Source organism: Streptomyces sp. NPDC093111 (genome assembly GCF_040683955.1).
Lineage (GTDB): Bacteria > Actinomycetota > Actinomycetes > Streptomycetales > Streptomycetaceae > Streptomyces.
Map to the genome: position 1 here is coordinate 128,895 of NZ_JBFBNW010000010.1, position 20,501 is coordinate 149,395.

Annotated in this window: 18 protein-coding genes; 12 read left to right on the forward strand and 6 right to left on the reverse strand. The window is 72.8% G+C overall.

Annotation, left to right across the window (positions count from 1 at the left end):
- Positions 1-8 precede the first annotated feature (8 nt).
- The 3 genes from AB0Q96_RS19115 to AB0Q96_RS19125 all read left to right on the forward strand — a co-directional run bounded on the left by AB0Q96_RS19115 (position 9) and on the right by AB0Q96_RS19125 (position 2,554).
- Positions 9-602, forward strand: coding sequence for a DUF5998 family protein (locus tag AB0Q96_RS19115; RefSeq protein WP_365326865.1), 594 nt, complete (start codon positions 9-11; stop codon positions 600-602).
- Complete coding sequence (locus AB0Q96_RS19120) at positions 602-1,807, forward strand: nucleotide pyrophosphatase/phosphodiesterase family protein (RefSeq protein ID WP_365326867.1); 1,206 nt, start codon at positions 602-604, stop codon at positions 1,805-1,807. The genes AB0Q96_RS19115 and AB0Q96_RS19120 overlap by 1 nt, the downstream gene beginning before the upstream one ends.
- A 99-nt stretch (positions 1,808-1,906) precedes the next feature.
- Complete coding sequence (locus tag AB0Q96_RS19125; protein WP_365326869.1) at positions 1,907-2,554, forward strand: thymidine kinase; 648 nt, start codon at positions 1,907-1,909, stop codon at positions 2,552-2,554.
- Between the two features lie 13 nt (positions 2,555-2,567).
- On the opposite strand, the gene AB0Q96_RS19130 is transcribed toward AB0Q96_RS19125, so the two are convergent.
- On the reverse strand, positions 2,568-3,563 hold the full coding sequence (locus tag AB0Q96_RS19130) for a DJ-1/PfpI family protein (RefSeq protein WP_365326871.1): 996 nt from the start codon (positions 3,561-3,563) through the stop codon (positions 2,568-2,570).
- Between the two features lie 250 nt (positions 3,564-3,813).
- On the opposite strand from AB0Q96_RS19130, the gene AB0Q96_RS19135 reads away from it, so the two are divergent.
- From AB0Q96_RS19135 to AB0Q96_RS19145, 3 genes are read left to right on the forward strand one after another with little or no spacing between them, the layout of a single operon-like run.
- The gene (locus AB0Q96_RS19135) at positions 3,814-6,516 is read left to right on the forward strand and encodes a YfhO family protein (protein ID WP_365326873.1); all 2,703 of its coding nucleotides are present in this window, start codon (positions 3,814-3,816) and stop codon (positions 6,514-6,516) included.
- 48 nt (positions 6,517-6,564) lie between these two features.
- A complete protein-coding gene (locus tag AB0Q96_RS19140) occupies positions 6,565-7,530 on the forward strand; it encodes a glycosyltransferase family 2 protein (protein ID WP_365326875.1) in 966 nt (321 codons plus the stop codon).
- Positions 7,531-7,532: 2 nt separating this feature from the next.
- Positions 7,533-8,807, forward strand: coding sequence for a polysialyltransferase family glycosyltransferase (locus AB0Q96_RS19145; RefSeq protein ID WP_365326877.1), 1,275 nt, complete (start codon positions 7,533-7,535; stop codon positions 8,805-8,807).
- Positions 8,808-8,890: 83 nt separating this feature from the next.
- Here the strand turns inward: AB0Q96_RS19145 and AB0Q96_RS19150 are convergent, their stop codons facing one another.
- Positions 8,891-9,667, reverse strand: coding sequence for a VOC family protein (locus AB0Q96_RS19150; RefSeq protein ID WP_365326879.1), 777 nt, complete (start codon positions 9,665-9,667; stop codon positions 8,891-8,893).
- 213 nt (positions 9,668-9,880) lie between these two features.
- Here AB0Q96_RS19150 and AB0Q96_RS19155 point away from each other — a divergent pair, with 213 nt between their 5' ends.
- The gene (locus tag AB0Q96_RS19155; protein WP_365326881.1) at positions 9,881-10,708 is read left to right on the forward strand and encodes a sulfurtransferase; all 828 of its coding nucleotides are present in this window, start codon (positions 9,881-9,883) and stop codon (positions 10,706-10,708) included.
- Positions 10,709-10,782: 74 nt separating this feature from the next.
- On the opposite strand, the gene sepH is transcribed toward AB0Q96_RS19155, so the two are convergent.
- Positions 10,783-11,841 carry a septation protein SepH gene (gene sepH / locus AB0Q96_RS19160; protein ID WP_365326883.1) on the reverse strand — a complete coding sequence of 353 codons (1,059 nt, stop codon included), beginning with the start codon at positions 11,839-11,841 and terminating at the stop codon, positions 10,783-10,785.
- A 454-nt stretch (positions 11,842-12,295) separates the two neighbouring features.
- Here sepH and AB0Q96_RS19165 point away from each other — a divergent pair, with 454 nt between their 5' ends.
- Positions 12,296-13,087, forward strand: a complete 792-nt coding sequence (locus AB0Q96_RS19165) for a hypothetical protein (RefSeq protein ID WP_365326885.1) — start codon at positions 12,296-12,298, stop codon at positions 13,085-13,087.
- 3 nt (positions 13,088-13,090) lie between these two features.
- On the opposite strand, the gene AB0Q96_RS19170 is transcribed toward AB0Q96_RS19165, so the two are convergent.
- Positions 13,091-14,431, reverse strand: a complete 1,341-nt coding sequence (locus AB0Q96_RS19170) for a D-arabinono-1,4-lactone oxidase (protein WP_365326887.1) — start codon at positions 14,429-14,431, stop codon at positions 13,091-13,093.
- A complete protein-coding gene (locus AB0Q96_RS19175) occupies positions 14,370-15,632 on the reverse strand; it encodes an MFS transporter (protein ID WP_365326889.1) in 1,263 nt (420 codons plus the stop codon). The genes AB0Q96_RS19170 and AB0Q96_RS19175 overlap by 62 nt, the downstream gene beginning before the upstream one ends.
- A 160-nt stretch (positions 15,633-15,792) precedes the next feature.
- Between AB0Q96_RS19175 and AB0Q96_RS19180 the strand changes: the two genes are divergently transcribed.
- Both AB0Q96_RS19180 and AB0Q96_RS19185 read left to right on the forward strand, forming a co-directional pair.
- Entirely contained in the window at positions 15,793-16,920 is a 1,128-nt protein-coding gene (locus AB0Q96_RS19180; protein ID WP_365326891.1) for a ferrochelatase, read from the forward strand.
- Between the two features lie 46 nt (positions 16,921-16,966).
- Positions 16,967-17,767 (forward strand): inositol monophosphatase family protein, encoded by an 801-nt coding sequence (locus AB0Q96_RS19185; RefSeq protein WP_365326892.1) that lies wholly within the window; start codon positions 16,967-16,969, stop codon positions 17,765-17,767.
- A gap of 76 nt (positions 17,768-17,843) precedes the next feature.
- Here the strand turns inward: AB0Q96_RS19185 and AB0Q96_RS19190 are convergent, their stop codons facing one another.
- Positions 17,844-18,017 (reverse strand): hypothetical protein, encoded by a 174-nt coding sequence (locus AB0Q96_RS19190; RefSeq protein ID WP_365326894.1) that lies wholly within the window; start codon positions 18,015-18,017, stop codon positions 17,844-17,846.
- Between the two features lie 349 nt (positions 18,018-18,366).
- On the opposite strand from AB0Q96_RS19190, the gene AB0Q96_RS19195 reads away from it, so the two are divergent.
- Together AB0Q96_RS19195 and AB0Q96_RS19200 are read left to right on the forward strand one after the other, a co-directional pair.
- Positions 18,367-19,020, forward strand: coding sequence for a response regulator transcription factor (locus AB0Q96_RS19195; protein WP_315893449.1), 654 nt, complete (start codon positions 18,367-18,369; stop codon positions 19,018-19,020).
- A 4-nt stretch (positions 19,021-19,024) separates the two neighbouring features.
- Positions 19,025-20,260, forward strand: a complete 1,236-nt coding sequence (locus tag AB0Q96_RS19200) for a HAMP domain-containing sensor histidine kinase (RefSeq protein WP_365326896.1) — start codon at positions 19,025-19,027, stop codon at positions 20,258-20,260.
- Positions 20,261-20,501: the final 241 nt, after the last annotated feature.

A 20,501-nucleotide genomic window follows, 5' to 3' on the forward strand; every position in this document is an offset into this window, starting at 1 on the left:
TGGAGTCCATGGCTAAGACCGGTACGACGACCCAGGGGCTGCGCGCGGCGATCGAGCGCAGCGGCTACTACCCGGCCCTCGTGGCCGAGGCGGTGGAGTCCGCCGTCGGCGGCGAGGCGGTCTCGTCGTACGTGGTCCACCAGGAGACCACGTTCGACGCGAACGAGGTCCGCCGCCACGTCACCGTCCTCGTCCTGACGGCCAAGCGCTTCATCGTCAGCCACACCGACGAGCAGGCCGCCGACACCAGCTCCCCGACGCCGTACGCGACGACGTCCACCGAGTCGGTCAAGCTGGAGCGGATCTCCTCGATCGTCCTCAGCCGGGTCGTCGCCAACCCGGAGTCGTACACCCCGGGGACCCTGCCCCGCGAGGTCGTGCTGACCATCGGCTGGGGCGCCGTCTCCCGCATCGACCTGGAGCCCGCCGCCTGCGGCGACCCCAACTGCGACGCCGACCACGGCTACACCGGCAACTCCACCGCCGACGACCTCAGCCTGCGCGTCAGCGACGCCGGCGACGGCCCGGACACCGTCCGCCAGACGCTCGCCTTCGCGCAGGCGCTCTCCGAAGCCACCGCGGACACCGCGGTCAGCCGCTGATGGTCCAGCCCACCGCCGTCGCCCAGGGGTGGCCGGACGACCCCGTCCCGCTCGACCCCGCCACCGCCCCGCTCCCCGAGTACGGCAGCGGCTCCCTCGCCGACCTGCTGCCCACGCTCGTCTCGGGACAGGGCGTGCCCGGCTGCGAGCCCCGGATCGCCGAGCTCGCCCCCGCCGACCGCAACTGCGTCTTCCTCATCGACGGACTCGGCTGGGAGCAGATCAAGGCGCACCCGGACGAGGCCCCGTACCTCACCTCGCTGCTCGGCAGCTCGCGCGGCGGCACCGGCCGCCCGCTCACCGCGGGATTCCCGGCCACCACGGCGACCTCGCTCGCCTCGGTCGGCACCGGCCGCTTCCCCGGCGAGCACGGCCTGCCCGGCTACACCGTGCGCAACCCGGACACCGGCGAGCTGATGAACCAGCTCCGCTGGAAGCCCTGGACCCCGCCGCGCGTCTGGCAGCCGTACCCCACAGTCTTCCGGCTCGCCCACGAGGCCGGGATCCACACCGCCCAGGTCTCCTCGCCGATATTCCAGGACACCCCGCTCACCAAGATCGCGCTGAGCGGCGGCACGTTCCACGGCAGGCTCTCCGGCGAGGAGCGGATGGACTTCGCCGCCGGGCAGCTGGCCGCCGGCGACCGGTCCCTCGTCTACACGTACTACAGCGAGCTCGACGGCGCCGGACACCGCTTCGGCATCGACTCCGACGCCTGGCGCGGCCAGCTGATGTTCGTCGACCGGCTCGTCCAGCGCCTCGCCGAGCAGCTCCCGCCGCGCTCCGCGCTCTATGTCACCGCCGACCACGGCATGGTCGACATCCCCTTCGACGAGGACCACCGGATCGACTTCGACGAGGACTGGGAGCTGCGCGCCGGCGTCGCCCTCCTCGGCGGCGAGGGCCGTGCCCGGCACGTCTACGCCGTCCCGGGGGCCGAGTCCGACGTCCTCACCTGCTGGAGCGAGGTCCTCGGCGACCGGTTCTGGGTGGCGAGCCGGGACGAGGCCATCGCGCTCGGCTGGTTCGGCGACCAGGTCGACGAGCGGGTCCACGGGCGCATCGGCGACGTGGTCGCCGCGGCCCAGGACGCCCTCGCCATCACGGCCTCCGTCAACGAGCCGAACGAGTCCGCCATGGTGGGCATGCACGGTTCGATGACGGCGGCGGAGCAACTCGTGCCGCTGCTGGAAGTACGCTCCTGAGGCCTCGGCCACGCGCCTTCCGCCCCCTGCCCTCGCCCGCCCCGCCCGCACCCGTCACCTCCCGACCGCGACCCTGACCCGAAAGGTCCCCGACCTCCCATGCCCGAGCTGGTGTTCTTCTCCGGAACGATGGACTGCGGAAAGAGCACCCTCGCTCTTCAGATCGAGCACAACAGGTCCGCCCGCGGACTCCAGGGCATGATCTTCACCCGGGACGACCGGGCGGGCGAGGGCAAGCTGTCCTCCCGGCTCGGTCTGGTCACCGACGCCGTCGAGGCGGCCGAGGGCTTCGACTTCTACGGGTACCTCGTCGCCCACCTGTCGAAGGGCGGGCGGTGCGACTACGTGATCGCCGACGAGGCGCAGTTCCTCGCGCCCGAGCAGATCGACCAGCTCGCCCGGGTCGTCGACGACCTCGAACTCGACGTCTTCGCCTTCGGTATCACCACCGACTTCCGGTCGAAGCTCTTCCCGGGCTCCCAGCGGCTCGTCGAGCTCGCCGACCGGGTGGAGGTCCTCCAGGTCGAGGCCCTGTGCTGGTGCGGCGCCCGCGCCACCCACAACGCGCGCACCGTCGGCGGCGAGATGGTCGTCGAGGGCGCCCAGGTCGTGGTCGGCGACGTCAACGCGGGCGACCAGGTCGGCTACGAGGTGCTGTGCCGCCGGCACCACCGGCGCCGCATGACGGCCTCCTCGGCCCGCGCCGCCGCCCTCTCCCCGGACGTCCTGCCGGTCCCGCAGGGCTGAGGCGCCGGACGGCTCACTCGGGGACGGCCCGGAAGCGGCGCCGGTACTCCATGGGCGTCGTGTCGAGGCGCCGGCGGAACGCCCGGATCAGGGTGTCCGTCGTACCGAACCCGCACAGGGTCGTGATCCGTTCCAGGGTGGCGTCGGTCGACTCCAGCTGATGCCGTGCCCGCTCCACCCGCGCCGACTCGACGTACGCGCTCGGGGTCGTGCCCAGCTCGGCCTTGAAGATCCGGGTGAGCTGCCGCTCGCTGATGTGGGCGGTCTCGGCGAGGTCCGCGAGGGTGAGCGGCTCGCCCAGGTTGCGCGTGATGTGGTGGCGCAGGTCCTCGATCCGGCGGGTGGTCGAGACGGGTTCGAGGGGGACGCTGAACTGGCTCTGCCCGCTGGGCCGCTTCAGGTACATCACGAGCTGTCGGGCGACCCGCAGGGCCATGGTCTCGCCGAAGTCGTCGGCGACGAGGGCGAGCGCCAGGTCGAGGCAGGAGCTGATCCCCGCGCCGGTCCACACGTCGCCGTCGCGGATGAAGATCGGGTCGGCGTCGACCTCGACCGCCGGGTGGTCGGAGGCCAGCTGCCGCGCGGTCGACCAGTGGGTGGTGGCGCGCTTGCCGTCCAGGAGCCCGGCGGCGGCGAGGAGGTGCGCCCCGACGCACACGGAGGTCACCCGCCGGGTCCGCTCCGCGAGCTGCCGGACCCGTTCGACGACGGCCGGGTCGACCAGGGCGCGGACCCGGCGCAGCTCGTCGACCTCGACCGCACCGGGCACCAGGAGGGTGTCGATGGCGCGCGCGGCCACCTCCTCGAAGGTGATGTCCGGGAGAACTCGCACCCCTGCGGAGGTGGTGACGGGGTCCATCGTCTCGGCGGCGAGGAGCACCTGATAGCCCGTCGCGTCGTCCGCCGTCTCGCGCCGCAGCAGGGCGAACACCTCGGGCGGCCCCGTGACGTCGAGCAGGTCGACGCCCTCGAAGAGAACGATGACGATGAGCCGTCCGGCGGCACTCATGGGGGACTCCGTCCGGTGTGCGGGGCAAGGTGATGTCCGGATCTGCATGTTAGGGCACGTCACCGACATGAGGAGGGGGCCCGTGCCACGCGTGCCGGGGGAGGCCGGCGGCGGGCACCCGCTGTTCACCTGAGATGTGCCCGGGGACCTCCTCCCGCTCGGTCGGGGGTCGTGCGCCTCGGCGGTAATGCGTCTCTACGACGATCAGTTCTACGACGATCAGCCCGGCCGAACCGCCCCTGGAGGACGTGTGCCACCCGCTGCCGAGACCGAGCCCTCCCCGTCCCGGCCGAGGCTCCGGGCGGCGGCCGGTGCCGGTCTCCTCACCGGCCTGCTCTTCTGCCTCGCCGGAGCGCTCGCGGGCAGCTACCCCTTCGGCGCCAGAACCCGCAACATCGTCGACCTGGGGCAGCAGTACCTGCCGTTCCACGCGTACTGGCGGAAGCTGCTCCTCGGTCAGACCGAGGGCGACCTGTTCCTCAACTGGTCGTCGGGCTTTGGATCCAATTTCCTCGGTGACTTCGGCACCTATCTGAGCAGCCCCTTCGACCTGCTCGTCCTCCTCTTCCCGGCAGACCGGCCCGAACTCGCCCTGTACGTCATCACCGCCGCCAAGATCGCCACCGCGGGGGCGGGCATGGCGGCCCTGCTCCTCACCCTTCGCCGAGGCCCCTGGCCGGTGGCGGCGGTGCTCGGCACCGCCTACGCGCTCTCCGGCTGGACCTTCAACTACGGCGCCACCGTGCCGATGTGGCTGGACGGGCTCGTGGCCTTCCCGCTGCTCTGCCTGGTGGGGGAGTGGGCCCGACGCGGACGTCGGCCGGTGCTCGGGCCGCTCGTCGTGGCCGTCGCCTGGTTCGCCAACTTCTACACCGCGTACATGGCGACCATCGGCGCCGCCGTCGTCCTGGCCGTACGCCTCCTGACGGCCGACGACACCGCGACTGGCCCGGTGGACGAGACCACGACCGGCCGGGTAGGCGACACCCGCCCGGTAGGCGACACCGGCCGGGTGAGCGACACCGGCCCGGCAACCGGCACCGGCACCGATGGCGTCTCCGAAACCGGCTCCCGCGCCCGCGCGCGGGGTGCCGTCGCCCGGCGCCCGCGGCTCGCCGCCCTGCTGAGGGCCGCCCGCAGCGTCCTCATCGGCATCGGGCTCGCCGCCCCGCTCGTCGTCGTCATCTTCCTCGCCACCCGCGTCGCCGACCCGACCCCGCCCACCGCCTTCGCCCCCGCGCCCTGGACGGACGTCCTGGCCCGGCTGCTGCCGGCGACGGCGAGCGTGGCCACCCCGGCGCTGTTCATCGGCACGCCCGCCCTGGCGCTCGCCCTCACCCTGCCCTTCAACGGCGCGGTCGCCGCCCGCGCGCGGATCGGGTGGACGGCCGCGATCGTCCTGGTCACGCTGTCCCTCCAGTGGGAGCCGACCCATCTGCTCTGGCACGCCGGAGCTTCGCCCAACGGCATCCCGTATCGCCAGACCTTCGTCCTCTGCGGCCTGCTGCTGATCGGCGCCTGGCTGTCGACGGCCCAGGGGCTGCCCCGGCCCGCGGCGCTCCTGGGCGGCGGCCTGCTGCTCGCGGGCGCCGCCTGGGCCTCCCGCGGCAGCGTCGACATCGACCGCTGGACCTACCCCGCAGCCGCCGGAGCCGCCGTCCTGGGGCTGCTCGCCGCCACGGCCGCCCTGTTCGCCGGCCGCCGCACCGGAAGGGTCCTCCCGGTCCTCGCCGTCGTGCTGCTGCTCGCCGCCCAGGCGGGCGAGACCCTGGTCACCGGCAAGCGCATCGAGGAACAGCAGCTCGCCAAGGTGTCCTGGGCGCCGCGGGTGGGCCCCTGGCACACCGACATGAGCCGCGCCGTGGCCGAGAAGGAGGCCTGGCCGCGCCACCGCACCGACCCCGGAGAGGTCCCCGGCGGCAACGACGTCCTCCTCGTCGGCGGCGAGGGCGCCGACTACTACAGCAGCCTCACTGCCGACACGTACTCCCGCACCCTCGCCGGCCTCGGCTTCGGCTACTACGCCAAGGGCCGGCACCCCGTCAGCCTCGACAACCCCGTCACCGACGCGATCTTCTCCGTCGGCACCCGGATGCGCTCGACCCCCGACGCCCCGCTCGCCGTCGACCGGCTCCCCAGGGCCACGATCACCGTCACCGACACCCCCGTACCGCCGCTCGTCACCGTCCATCCGGAGACACCCCCGAAGGAGGAGGGCGCCGACTCCGCCTTCGCGCGCCAGGAGCGCCTCCTCGGGCACACCGTGTACGACGTGCCGGAGACGCGGCGCGACGGCGGCACGCTCATCGCCCGGTGCCCCGCGGGCTCCCAGGTGTGGCTCTGGGCCCCGGAGTTCCAGGGCGGCGCCGCCCTGGACGGCCGCCCGCCCGTCGACTTCGCCGGCAAGCTGCCCTCCGTCCTCGCCCCCATGCAGGCGCTCGGCACCGTCCCGGACACCGGCGAGGTCCGCGTCGACCTGACGCCCAAGGCCAAGGCCGGGCCCCGGCCGAAGCTGCCCGCGTACCCCGTCGGCTGCCTCGTCCGGGAACGCCTCACCACCGCCGTACGGCAGCTCACGGCCACCGGCGCGACGGAGGTCCGCACCACAGGCCACACCCTCACCGCCGACCTGCCGTCCGGCAGCACCGGCACCGCCGTCCTCGCCGTGCCCCGCGTGTCCGGCTGGCGCTGCGCCGCCGGTGACGCGCCCCTGACGCCCGCCCGCGGCCGCCTGGGCCTCGTCGCCGTACCCCTGGACGGCCGGGCCGCCTCCGTGACCTGCTCCTTCCGGCCGCCCGGGCTCAAGCTGGGCGGCGCGGTCGGCGCGGCGGCCCTCGCCGCCCTCCTGGCCACCGCCTGGCTGCATCGCCGCCGCACCCGCGAACCGGCAGGACGGCAAGAGTTCACCGCCCGTGCACACGAGGCTCGTCCAGCGGAGAAAAGCGCTGTCTAATCTGCCCGCCAGTACCTGTACGCGAGTACGCGAGTTGGGGATCTCCGAGTGCCGAAACTGTCCGTCGTCGTGCCCTTCCACAATGTCGGGCCCTATGCCCCCGACACCCTGCGCAGTCTCGCGGACAATGCGGATGCCGACACCGAATTCCTGCTGGTCGACGACCATTCCACGGACGAGACGCCCGACCTCCTCGACCGCTGGAAGGACCGCATTCCGCAGGCCAGGGTGATCCGCCACGAGACGAACCTCGGCGTCGCCCAGGCCCGGAACACCGGAATCGACGCGGCCACCGGCGACTACCTCACCTTCCTCGACGGCGACGACTGGTACGCCCCCGGCCACCTGGCCGCCATGACGGCCGGAATCCACCGCCTGGGCTGCGACTTCGCCCGCACCGACCACGTCCTGTCGACCGCGCGCAACCGCCAGATCCGCTACGCCCCGGCGAAGGTGCGCGACGCCGTCATGGACCCCCGGGACGGAATCGCGCCTTCCAGCATGGTGACGATGGTCGACTATCCGTTCGTCCCGTTCGGCATTTACAGCGCCCGTCTGTTCGAAAACGGCGCCTCGCGATTCGAGACGAAACTGCGGACGGCCGAGGACCGCCTCTGGATCTGGCGGCTGCACCTCACCGCCCGCACCTATGCGGCTCTTTCCCTGCACGGCGTCTTCTACCGGCGCGGAGTCACCACCTCGCTCACCCAGATCACCGACAACCGGCAACTGGACTTCATTCCCTCCTACGACCTCCTCCTCGAAGAGGTCTCCCGCGACCGCGACGCCGACCGCTTCCTCCCGAAGGCCGTCCGCACGTACTGCGCGATGATCGCCTTCCACATGGCGAAGTCCGACCAGTACGAGTCGGCCGTCGCCAAGCGGCTCCGGCGCGACGTGACCGACGCCCTGCGCCGGATGCCGCAGCAGGTCCTCGACGAGACCCTCGCGACCATGGACACGACCCGCAGCACCCTCCTGAGGAGCCTGCGCGACACCGGAAAGGCCGCCTGACCATGGCGATCACCGATCGGATCCAGATCTTCCAGGTGTCGACGCTGTACGGGGCCGCCACGGTGGCCGCCGCGATCGACGCCGGGCAGTTCGGCGCCCCGGGCGACGCCCGCCGCCTCCTGCTCGTCTCGAACAACGCCGAGATCCCCGAGACCGCCCTCCGGCTCGACGCCATGACGGGCTACGAGCGGATCGCCACCCGCTTCGACGAGGCCGTCGACTGGAACGAGGCGATCCACCCGCACCACCCCAGCTCCTGGTCACCCCGGCCCGAGGAGTCCCCCCTCTGGCAGCGCGTGTTCCGCACCGCCTGGGGGCTCGGCACCGCCACCGTCGAGCTCGTCGTCGAGTCGATCCAGGTCAACCCCGCCAAGGCGCTCGCCGCCGTGTTCGCCGAGAGCACCGTGCAGGTCTACGCCGACGGACTCATGAGCTACGGCCCGACCCGCGACGAACTGCCCCAGTCGATCGCCTGCCGCATCCAGCGCGTCCTCCACCTCGACCTGGTGCCCGGACTGCGCCCCCTGCTCCTCACGGAGTACGGGGTCGGAGCCGAGCTGGTCCCCGACGGGGCCTTCCGCGCGGTCCTGCGCGAGATCGCCGAGGCCGCCGGGGACGACGCCCGCCTCGCCGCCGCGGCCACCGCCGGGCCCACCGCCCTGCTCCTCGGCCAGTACCTCGCCGTCCTCGGTATCCTCACCGCCGACGAGGAGGAGGAGTTGCACGGGCGCATGCTGCGCGGCGCCGCTGCCGCCGGGCACCGCAGCGTGGTCTTCAAGCCGCACCCGACCGCCCCCGCGCGCCACTCCCAGGCCCTGCACGAGGAGGCCGCCCGCGCGGGCGTCACCCTCACCGTCCTGGACGGACCCCTGCTCGCCGAGACCTTCTACGAGCGCTGCCGGCCCGAGCTCGTCGTCGGCTGCTTCTCCACCGCGATGCTGACCGCCGCCGTCTACTACGACGTCCCCGTCGCCCGCGTCGGCACCGAGACCGTCCTCGCCCGGCTCACCCCGTACGAGAACAGCAACCGCATCCCCCTGACCGTCGTCGACCACCTCGTCCCCGACCTGGAGGGCGCCGCCGAACCCCGCGTCCCCGGCGCCGCACCCGACACCCTCGCCCCCCTGGTCCGCGCCGTCGGCTACTGCATGCGCCCGACCGCGCACCCGGGGCTGCGCGCCGAGGCGTTCCGGTACGTGGAGGGCCGGGGAGAGGAGCTCCACTTCCCGGCGGAGCGGCTCGCGGAGCTGGAGCTGAGGGTGCCGGTCGGACGGTAGGACCTGGAGGCGAATGCTGGATATCGGATATCCGATATGGGATATGGGATTTTGGATCCGATATCCGGTCGGCCGCCCGCCCCTCAGTGCCCGCCCGTCGACCGCACCAGCGTGAACACCGCCCCCTCCGGGTCGGTCACCAGGGCCAGCCGTCCCGCCGTGCCCTCGCGGGGCGGGCGCAGCAGCTGGCCGCCCAGTTCGGTGACGAGCCGGGCGGAGGCGTCGACGTCGTCGACCTCGAAGTACGTCATCCAGTGCGCGCCCCGGTCGCGGGGCAGGGCCGAGCCCACGCCGTGCAGGGAGGCGACGGGGCGGCCGTCGAGGTGGAGGGTGAGGTAGTCGAAGTCGGCCGAGACGACGGGCTCGACCTCGTACCCGAAGATCGTCTGGTAGAACTTGCCGACCGAGCCCGTCTCGTACGTCAGGAGCTCGTTCCAGACGGGTGTCCCGGGCGGTCCCGCCGTCGCCGTCCCGTGGTGGGCCTCGGCCTGCCACACGCCGAAGACCGCGCCGGCCGGGTCGGAGCAGAGCGCCAGACGCCCGGCCTCGCCCGCGTCCAGCGGACCCACGGCGACGGTGCCGCCGCAGCAGCGGATGCTCTCCGCGGTCTCGTCGGCGTCGTCGGTGGCCAGGTACGTGGTCCAGGCGATCGGGAGATGCCGGTCCGGGGGCAGCTGGCCGATCCCGGCCACCTCCCGGCCGTCGAGCAGCGCGCGCACGTAGGGGCCGAGCTGCTGGGGGCCGGGGACGAACTCCCAGCCGAACAGTGCTCCGTAGAACTCCTGCGTCGCGTCAAGTCCGTGCACCATCAAGCTCACCCAACAGGGTGTACCGGGAGTGCGCCGAGTCGCCTCGGTCATCGTCTTCGTCTCCTCGCCAGTGGCCGTACGAGGTGGGGCCGGCAGGCCGCACAGTGGCTCCCCCCGGCGGGTCCTGCCCGCCGTCCGCCCGTCGTACACGCGGACCGGTCGGGCGTTCCGTGCCGATCGTTGCACCACGGGGCGGGCCGCGCGCCTCGGCGGATTCGGAGCGAGGGACGTGCTCAGGAGGTGGGCTGCGCGAGGATGGCACCCATGAAGCCCATCATCTCCGCAAGCGAACTCGTGAGCGAGTCGGCCGGGGCGCGGCCCCCGGTCCTCCTGGACGTCCGCTGGACCCTCGGCGGCCCGCCCGGACGCCCCGAGTACGAGGCCGGCCACCTCCCCGGCGCCGTGTACGTGGACCTGGACGCCGAGCTCGCGGGCCCGCCCGGGAGCGGCGGCCGGCACCCGCTGCCCGACGTCGCCGCCTTCGGTGCCGTGATGCGCCGGGCGGGTGTCTCGGCGGACCGCCCGGTCGTCGTCTACGACGGTGGCCTCGGCTGGGGCGCGGCCCGTGCCTGGTGGCTGCTGCGGTGGGCGGGCCACCCGGGCGTCCGGGTCCTGGACGGCGGCCTGGCCGCGTGGACGGGGGAGCTGTCGAAGGACCTGCCCGTCCCCGGGGAGGGCGATTTCGTGCCCGTGCCGGGTGCCCTCGGCCTGCTCGACGCGGACGCCGCCGCCTCCCTGGCCCGCTCCGGCCTGCTCCTGGACGCCCGCGCCGCGGAGCGCTACCGGGGCGACGTCGAGCCCATCGACCGGGTCGGCGGGCACATCCCGGGCGCGGTCTCGGCCCCGACGACGGAGAACGTCGCCGCCGACGGGCTCTTCCTGGCCGCGGACGCCCTGGCGGACCGGTTCGCCGCCCTCGGGGCCGCCGACGCCCCCGAGGTCGCCGTGTACTGCGGTTCGGGCGTGTCCGGCGCCCACCAGGTGCTCGCGCTGGAGCTCGCGGGCATCCCCGCCGCGCTCTACGCGGGCTCCTGGTCCGAGTGGTCCTCCGACCCGGCCCGGCCGGTGGCGACGGGCCCGGACCCGCAGTAGCCGACGGCCTCAGGACATGTCGAAGGGGCCCGCGCCACCGCGGTGGCGCGGGCCCCTTCGACGTACGGGAAACGTCAGTCCTGCTTCTTCCTGCGCGTGCCGAAGACGATCTCGTCCCAGCTCGGGACCGCGGCGCGGCGGCCCGGGCGGACGCCGTCCGCCTCGGCCTGACGGTCGGTGGTGCCGGTGAGACGGTCGCGGTGACCCGACACCGCGCGGGGCATCAGGACGTCGGCGTAGGCGGCGCCCGCGCCCGCGGATGCCGCCGGAGCCGGGGGCTCCCCGGCCTCGACCTCGTCGGAGGGCTCGGTGCTGTCCACCGGCTCGGGGACGATCATGTCGCCGCGGAAGCTGGGGACCGCCTCCAGGAGGCTCGTCAGGGAATCGCGCTCCTCCTCCGGCTCGGGCGCCGGCACGGGCGTCCGCTCCAGCTGGCGGTCGAGCGCGCGGTCCAGCGGCCTGTCCCGGGGCAGCCGGGCGATCCGAGGGACGAAGGGGAAGCTGGGCTCCGGCACGGCGGCGAGGGTGTCGTCGGTCTCGCCGATCAGCGCCCGCGCCTCGTCGTCGACGGCCTGGACGAGCCGCCTGGGCGGGTCGTACGTCCAGCTCGCCGTGTGTACCTCTCCGGCGACCCGGTAGACGAGCAGCACCTCCCAGGTGCCGTCGTCGCGGCGCCAGGAGTCCCACTGCACGGTGTCCTTGTCGGCGCCGCGCAGCAGCAGCCGCTCCTGCACCGCCTCGCCGAGCTGGGGGCCGGTGTTCTCGCCGGGACGGCGTACGGGGGTCTTGCGGGCCCGCTCGGCCATGAACGCGCGTTCGGCGAGCACCGGGCCCTCGAAGCGCCGGACCCGGTCGACGGGGATCCCGGCGAGCTGTGCGACCTCCTCCGCGGACGCACCCGCACGTATCCGTGCCTGGATGTCGCGGGGGCGGAGGTGGCTCTCCACCTCGATCTCGATCTGGCCGAGGCGCGCGCGGTCGTTGCGCACGGCGGCTCGCAGCCGTTCGTCGATCGGAAGTGTGTACTCCGTGCTGTCAGCAGCCTTCAGCACCAGTCGTGTGCCGTCGTTCGAGACGGCCACGACACGCAGTTCGGGCATGGGAACCTCCCGGGTGGTGCCTGCCGACGTCACGTGCGTCGCTGCTTCCGCTAGTCGAGTGTGGCCTGCCCGGGTGCAGCCTGCCACAACCCTGCCGAGTTGCCCGGCGTGTCGGGCCTGGACCCTGGAACGCCGTTATGGCACGGTTACCCTTTTGCGACCCAGAGTGACCGAGCGTCACGCTGTGTCGCGGGTGTCCGTGCGGTGCCGTGGCGCCGTCGGTGCGAGTGCCACCTGCGGCCCCCTTCCGTCGATTCCGGACGCCCATGGGGGAATCCGGACCCAGGGTTCGCCACAGTACTCCATTCGGGCCACCTGGGTGGACCGGCGCGCCGCCCAACTTCTCGGGGGGTACGGGAGTTGAGTCTCCGCGATCTTCGGACATGCGTGTCCCTCTTCACAGAAGCGCCAGAAACGGAACTAATCACTTCGTTCATTTGTCCCTTCTGGGTGCACGGTGGAACGAATGAACAAGCAGGGGTTGGACATGCTTCACAGGCCGGATCCCGGCGCGGAGGCCGCGGAAGAGAAGAAACGGTTCGACCTGAGCGTGCCTCAGGTCGCGGGAAGTGCCGTGGCGGCGGTGGTCGCCGCCAAACTGGCGTCCACGCTGGGCGTCTACGGAACGATCCTCGGCGCCGGTGTGATCAGCGTCATCGCCACCTGCGGCGGCCCGCTCCTCCAGCACCTCTTCAAGCGCACCGGCGAGCAGATGCACGCCGCGACGGCCGCGACCCGGCCGAAGGGGGAGCAGGCGCCCCCGCCGTACGGCGGGGAGCCACACCACCAGGAGGCGCCCGGCGCGGAGCCGTACGACGAGGAGTTCGGCGCGCCCACCACGCACGGCACCCGGATGCGTGGCTGGAAGCGCTCCGCCGCCGGCGCCGCCGCGGTCTTCCTCCTCGCGATGGGCGGCATCACCGCGTACGAGCTGACCTCGGGTCAGGACCTCAGCGGCACCAAGGGCACCACGACCTTCAGCTCCGTGGTGCGCGGCGGCGGCACCCCGAAGGAGGAGCAGTCCGACCGGGGCGTCACCCCCTCCCCGACGCCCGACGGCGACGGGCGGCAGGAGCAGAAGGGCGGCGGAACCCCCACCCCGGGTGACACCCCGTCGGCTCCGGTCACCCCGGACACCACGCCCACCCCCACGCCGACGCCCCCGAACCCGACCGGACCCACCGAGGGGGAGACGACCCCGCCCCCGACGACGCCGCCGACCACCCCGCCGCCGGCCCCGCCGACCGCCGAGGCCCCGACGGCCGGCGCCACCGAGTGACGGTCAGTCGCCCAGGACGCGGCGCAGGTAGTCGTTGGCGAACCGCCGCTCAGGGTCGAGCCGGTCGCGCAGCGCCGTGAACTCGGCGAACCGCGGATAGACCTTCTCGAAGTAGGCGGCGTCCCGGGTGTGCACCTTGCCCCAGTGCGGGCGCCCGCCGTGCGCGGTCATGATGCGCTCCACCGCGGTGAAGTACGCGCGGTGGGGCGTCCCCTTGTAGAGGTGGACGGCGATGTACGCCGACTCCCGGCCCGAGGCGGTCGAGAGCGCGATGTCGTCGGCGGGCGCCGTCCGCACCTCCACCGGGAAGCTCACCTTCAGCGGCGAACGCTCCACCATCGCCTTCAGCTCGCGCAGCGCGGCCACGGCCGCCTCGCGCGGCAGGGCGTACTCCATCTCCAGGAAGCGCACCCGGCGCGGCGAGGTGAACACCTTGTAGGGGATGTCGGTGTACGTACGAGCCGACAGGGCCCGGCTGGAGACCTTCGCGATCGACGGGACGAGCGGCGGTACGGCGCGGCCGACCGCGCAGGCGACCTGGAAGATCCCGTTGGAGAGCAGCTCGTCCTCGATCCAGCCGCTCACCTTCCCGGGCGGGGCCGCGGGGCCCGCGCTGCGGTTGTTGCGCTTGGTGTTGCAGTTGTCCGTGTGGGGGAACCAGTAGAACTCGAAGTGCTCGTTCTCCGCGTGGAGCGCGTCGAACTCCGAGGTCACCCGGTCGAAGGACATGGGCTCCTCCCGCGCGGTGAGCAGGAAGACCGGCTCGACGGCGAAGGTGAGGGCGGTGACCACGCCGAGCGCGCCGAGGCCGATCCTGGCGGCGGCGAAGACCTCGGGGTTCTCCGTGGGGGAGCAGGCCATCAGGCGCCCGTCGGCGGTGACCAGTTCGAGGGCGCGGATCTGCGCGGCGATCGAGGCCGAGTCGCGTCCGGTGCCGTGGGTGCCCGTGGAGGTGGCCCCGGCGACCGTCTGCTCCATGATGTCGCCCATGTTGGTGAGCGACAGGCCCTCCCGGGCGAGCGCCACGTTGAGCCGCTTCAGCGGGGTGCCGGACTCCACGGTGACGGTCATCGCCTCGCGGTCGATCCGGCGGATCCCGGTGAGCAGATGCGGCCGGACGAGCACGCCGTCCGTCGCCGCGATCGCGGTGAAGGAGTGGCCGGTGCCGACCGTCTTCACCCGCAGCCCGTCCTCGGCGGCCTTGCGCACGGCGTCGGCGAGCTCCTCGGCGGAGGCCGGGCTCACCTCCCGTACCGGACGGGAGGTGACGTTCCCCGCCCAGTTACGCCATGTGTCGCTCGTCGTCCCGCTGTTCCCCCACCGCTGGTTCGTGCTCTCGCCCACTCTGCCCCTCCCGCGTCGGCGCCGGCCTGCGCAGCCGGCGGTGGCCCAGGAGCGCCACCGCGACCGCGAGCGCACCCGAGGCGACGGGCACCACGTACCCCGCCTCCGCCCCGGAGGCGTCGACCACCCAGCCGGCGGCCGAGGAGCCGAGCGCCACGCCGATCGCGAGGCCGGTCCCGGTCCAGGTCATGCCCTCGGTCAGCTGGGTGCGCGGTACGTGCGCTTCGACGAGGCCCATGGTGGTCACCATCGTCGGTGCGATGGAGAGGCCCGCGACAAAGAGCGCCACGGCCAGCAACGGCAGGTTCCCGGCCAGTAGGAGGGGGATCATACTCACGGCCATCGCGCAGACGCCCACGAGCCAGCGCACGGACGGCTCGCCCTTGAGGTGGAGCAGTCCGAAGACGGCGCCGGCGACGCAGGAGCCCAGCGCGTAGACGGCCAGGACCAGGCTCGCGGCGGCCTTGTGGCCCTGCTCGTCGGCGAAGGCGACCGTGACGACGTCGACCGAGCCGAAGACCGCTCCGGTGGCGACGAAGGCCAGCGTCAGGACCTGCAGCCCGGGGGAGCGCAGCGCGGAGCCGCCGCTCTGGGCCGTGCGGGGATGCGGGGCCGGCTCGGTCGCGCGCTGCGCGGTGAGCCAGAAGACGCCGATGGCGAGGAAGGCGCCGGCGAGCAGCGGACCGGCCTCCGGGAACCAGATCGTCGACAGACCGATCGAGATGATCGGGCCGAAGATGAAGCACACCTCGTCGACGATCGACTCCCAGGAGTACGCCGTGTGGAGCCGCTGCGCCTCGCCGCGGTAGATGTTCGCCCACCGGGCCCGGGTCATCGCGCCGAGGCTGGGCACGCAGCCGATGAACGCGGTGAACACGAACAGGGTCCAGTCCGGGGCCTCCTGCTGGACGCAGAGCAGCAGCCCGGAGGCGGCCACGAGCGAGATCAGGGTGGCCGGGCGCAGCACCCGCCGCTGGCCGTAGCGGTCGACCAGCCGGGAGATCTGCGGGCCGAGGACCGCGGCGGAGGCCGCGAGGGTCGCGGACAGCGCGCCGGCGAGCCCGTACCGGCCGGTGACCTGCGAGATCATGGTGACGATGCCGATGCCCATCATGGACAGCGGCATCCGGCCGAGGAAGCCGGCGATGGAGAACAAGGTGCTGCCGGGGGCCGCGAAGATCGCGCGATAGGGACTGGGCAAGAGGATCTCCGGGCTTCCGTGCGGGGCGGCGACTCCACACGTGTCGGCGCAACACGTGTAATTAATAGCTAAAGCCTACGGTGTTGAACTGGTCCGGTCACCCACTTTTTCGGTCGGGGCGCGACTTCGGCCGTCCGAGGCGGGTGGGAGGATCGGTGCCATGTCCGACGAGCTCGATCCCGCCCCGTACGACGCCCTGCTGCTGCTCTCCTTCGGTGGCCCGGAGGGCCCGGACGACGTGGTCCCGTTCCTGGAGAACGTGACCCGCGGCCGAGGCATCCCCAAGGAACGGCTGAAGGAAGTGGGGCAGCACTACTTCCTCTTCGACGGCGTCAGCCCCATCAACCAGCAGAACCGCGCCCTGCTCGACGCCCTGCGCGCGGACTTCGACGAGGCCGGCCTCGACCTGCCGGTCTACTGGGGCAACCGGAACTGGGCGCCGTACCTCACCGACACCCTGCGCGAGATGGTCACCGACGGCCGGCGCCACATCGCCGTCCTCGCCACCAGCGCCTACGCCTCGTACTCCGGCTGCCGCCAGTACCGGGAGAACCTGGCCGACTCCCTCGCCGAGCTGGAGGCGGAGGGCCTCCCGCTGCCCCGGGTCGACAAGCTGCGGCACTACTTCAACCACCCCGGCTTCGTCCGCCCCATGGTCGAGGGCGTGCTCGCCTCGCTCGACGAGCTCGACCCGTCCGTACGGGCCGGGGCGCACCTCGCCTTCACCACGCACTCCATCCCCGACTCCGCCGCCGACAGCTCGGGCCCCGTCACCGACCACGGCGACGGCGGCGCCTACGTCAAGCAGCACCTGGACGTGGCCCGGCTGGTCGTCGACGCCGTCCGCGAGGAGACCGGCGTCGAGCACCCCTGGGAGCTCGTGTACCAGTCGCGCAGCGGAGCCCCGCACATCCCCTGGCTGGAACCCGACATCTGCGAGCACCTGGAGGCGCTGCACGGGGCCGGGGCTCCCGCGGCCGTCATGGTGCCCATCGGCTTCGTCTCCGACCACATGGAGGTCCTCTACGACCTCGACACGGAGGCCACCGCCAAGGCCGCCGAGCTGGGCCTCCCGGTCCGGCGCTCGGCGACCGTCGGTGCCGACCCGCGGTTCGCGGCGGCCGTGCGCGAGCTCGTCCTGGAGCGCGGGGCGGCCGAGCGCGGGCAGCGCGCCGAGCGCTGCGCCCTGGGCGCGCTGGGACCCTCGCACGACCTCTGCCCGATCGGCTGCTGCCCCGCGCGCGCGGAGCGCCCCGCGGCGGCCGGCGCCGACAGCCCGTACGCCTGAGGAGCGCCCTCCCGTGACCGATTCCCCCGATTCCCACGTTTCCCCCGTGACCGACCCGCTGCTGCGGGAGCTGCTCGACCTGGCCCTGGAGGCCGGGCGCCGCGCCGGCGCGCTGCTGCGCGACGGGCGGCCCGACGACCTGACCGTGGCGAAGACCAAGACCAGCCCCATCGACGTCGTCACCGAGATGGACATCGCCGCCGAGAAGCTGATCACCGGCTTCCTCGCCGAGCACCGCCCGCACGACGGCTTCCTCGGCGAGGAGGGCGCCGCCAGCCCCGGCACCAGCGGGATCCGCTGGGTGATCGACCCGCTGGACGGCACCGTGAACTATCTCTACGGCCTGCCGACCTGGGCCGTCTCCATCGCCGCCGAGCGCGACGGGGAGAGCGTCGTCGGCGTCGTCGAGGTCCCGCTGCGCGGCGAGACCTTCCACGCCGTCCTCGGCGGCGGCGCCTGGCTGGGTGACCGGCGCCTCGCCGTCCGCCCCTCCCCGGAGCTGGACCAGGCCCTCGTGGGCACCGGCTTCGCGTACGTCCAGACCCGCCGCGCCCGCCAGGCGGACGTCGCCCAGGAGCTCATCCCGCGCGTCCGCGACATCCGCCGCGGCGGCTCCGCGGCGATCGACCTCTGCGACGTCGCCGCGGGCCGCCTCGACGCGTACTACGAGCGCGGCCTCAACCCCTGGGACCTGGCCGCGGGCGACCTCATCGCCCGTGAGGCGGGCGCGCTGACGGGCGGCCGCCCGGGTGAGCGCGCGTCGGGGGAGCTGGTCCTGGCGGCCTCCGAGGGCGTCTTCGGGCCCTTGCAGGAATTCCTGGAGGAAGCCGGGGCCTGGCACGACTGAGCGGCCCCGCGCCGACAGCGGACATGGGTGGGCCCCCGGAGCCGACGGCTCCGGGGGCCCACCCATGTCCGGGGGGTCAGGCGCGGGCCGCGCCGACCTCCACACCGTGTTCGGCGGCCAGGCGGTGCAGGTCGTCCAGCTCGGCCTGCTCGACGTCCGCGAGGAAGTCGTCGCCCGTCTCACGAGCGCGCGTGAGGTCGGACTGAGCGGCCTTGATCCGGTGGAGCAGGCCTGCGGTGAAAGCGTCCATCGTGCGCCCCCTCGTCGTGGGTCGGTGGCACGGGGAGTGCCGGGGGTGGGCGGACCACACACTGCTACCTCTGGGGGACAGAGAGCGGTAGGTGGCGTGCCACCTACAGGGTGTGATCGCGGGGTGTGCAGTCGTCCTCCCCAGCGCGTTCCGCGCAGAAACCTCAACTGGCGCGCGAATCAGGTGAATTCTTCCCGACCGGGCACGAGTGGACCACGCCGTGGGGGCGCCGGACCGCCGTCTTACGGCCGGTTTACGCGCGTTCGGGGCAGGATGGACACGCACAGTCAGTGCGCAGACCCGCCCCGTCCGCGGTCCGGAACGGGGCGTCAGGAAAGGACTTACAGACGTGCGTGTACTCGTCGTCGAGGACGAGCAGCTGCTCGCCGATGCGGTGGCCACCGGACTGCGCCGGGAGGCCATGGCCGTCGACGTCGTGTACGACGGCGCCGCGGCCCTGGAGCGGGTCGGGGTCAACGACTACGACGTCGTCGTGCTCGACCGGGACCTCCCGCTCGTCCACGGTGACGACGTGTGCCGCAAGATCGTCGAGCTCGGCATGCCCACCCGCGTCCTGATGCTCACCGCCGCCGGCGACGTCAGCGACCGCGTCGAGGGCCTGGAGCTGGGCGCCGACGACTACCTCCCGAAGCCCTTCGCCTTCACCGAGCTCACCGCCCGCGTGCGGGCCCTGGGCCGCCGCACCACCGTGCCGCTGCCGCCCGTCCTGGAGCGGGCCGGCATCAAGCTGGACCCCAACCGCCGCGAGGTCTTCCGCGAGGGCAAGGAGGTCCAGCTGGCACCCAAGGAGTTCGCCGTCCTGGAGGTCCTGATGCGGAGCGAGGGAGCCGTCGTCTCGGCCGAGCAGCTCCTGGAGAAGGCCTGGGACGAGAACACCGACCCGTTCACCAACGTGGTCCGGGTCACCGTCATGACCCTGCGCCGGAAGCTGGGCGAGCCGCCCGTCATCGTCACGGTCCCCGGCTCCGGCTACCGGATCTGAGCCGATGGCCCAGACCCCGGCGCCCCTGAACGCGCCCCCGAAGCCGACCTGGGACCCCCGTGACCCGGTCCGGCCGCTGCTGCGTCCGACGATCCGGATAAGACTCACGCTGCTGTACGGCGGGATGTTCCTGATCGCGGGCATCCTGCTGCTGGCGATCATCTACCTGTTCACCGCGCAGGCCCTGCGGGACAGCACCTCCCAGCTGCCCTTCAAGGTGGTCAGCGGCACGATCACGCCGACCTCCGACTGGTGCCAGCTGCCCAAGGAGTCCAACACCGAGACGCTCAGCAACGCCGCCACGATGTGTCTGCGCCACCAGAGCGACCTCGCCCTGGACGACCTGCTGCGCCGCTCCCTCTTCGCCCTGCTCGGGCTGAGCATCATCGCCTTCGCGTTCGGTTTCGCGATGGCGGGCCGGGTGCTCTCCCCGCTGGGCCGGATCACCCGGACCGCCCGCCAGGTGGCCGGATCCGATCTCTCCCGCCGGATCGAGCTGGACGGCCCGGACGACGAGCTGAAGGAGCTCGCGGACACCTTCGACGAGATGCTGGAGCGCCTGGAGCGGGCCTTCAGCGCCCAGCAGCGCTTCGTCGCGAACGCCTCGCACGAGCTGCGCACGCCGCTCGCGATCAACCGCACCCTGCTGGAGGTCCAGCTCTCCGATCCGGAGGCCCCGGTGGAGCTCCAGCAGCTCGGCAAGACGCTGCTGGCCACCAACGAGCGCAGCGAGCAGCTGGTCGAGGGCCTGCTGCTGCTGGCCCGCAGCGACAACCAGATGATCGAGCGCAAGCCCGTGGACCTCGCGGAGGTGGCCTCACGCGCCGTCGACCAGGTGCACGCGGAGGCCGTGGCCAAGGGCGTGGAGCTCCGGGGCGAGCGCGCCCTGGCGGTCGTCCAGGGCAACGGGGTCCTGCTGGAGCGGATCGCCCTGAACCTGGTGCAGAACGGCGTCCGGTACAACCTCCCGGAGGGAGGTTGGGTGGACGTCACCACCGAGACCCAGAACGGCCTGGCGGTCCTGTCGGTGACGAACACGGGCCCAGTGGTCCCCGCGTACGAGATCGACAACATTTTCGAGCCATTCCGGCGCCTCCGGCAGGAGCGCACCGGCAGCGACAAGGGCGTCGGTCTCGGCCTGTCGATCGCGCGCTCCGTCGCGCGCGCCCACGGCGGCCGTATCATCGCGGAGCCCCGCGAGGGCGGTGGCCTCGTGATGCGTGTCACTCTGCCGATCTGACACACTTGACGAGCCGACCGGATCTGTTCGCTTTGCGCGGAATTTCCGGTCCCCACTCCTGAGACGATCCTGTGTGATCGATCACAGGGGTGGGTGTCCGAACCTCCACTCTCCGTGATCGCGAATACCCTCAAAAAACCCGGAAAAGTCCGGGTTTCCAGGGGGTTGATTGACGGGAAGTACACGGGGTGGCACCCGAGAGGGACGGCCGTCGGACCGTGTACGGTCCGGTTCGCCACCC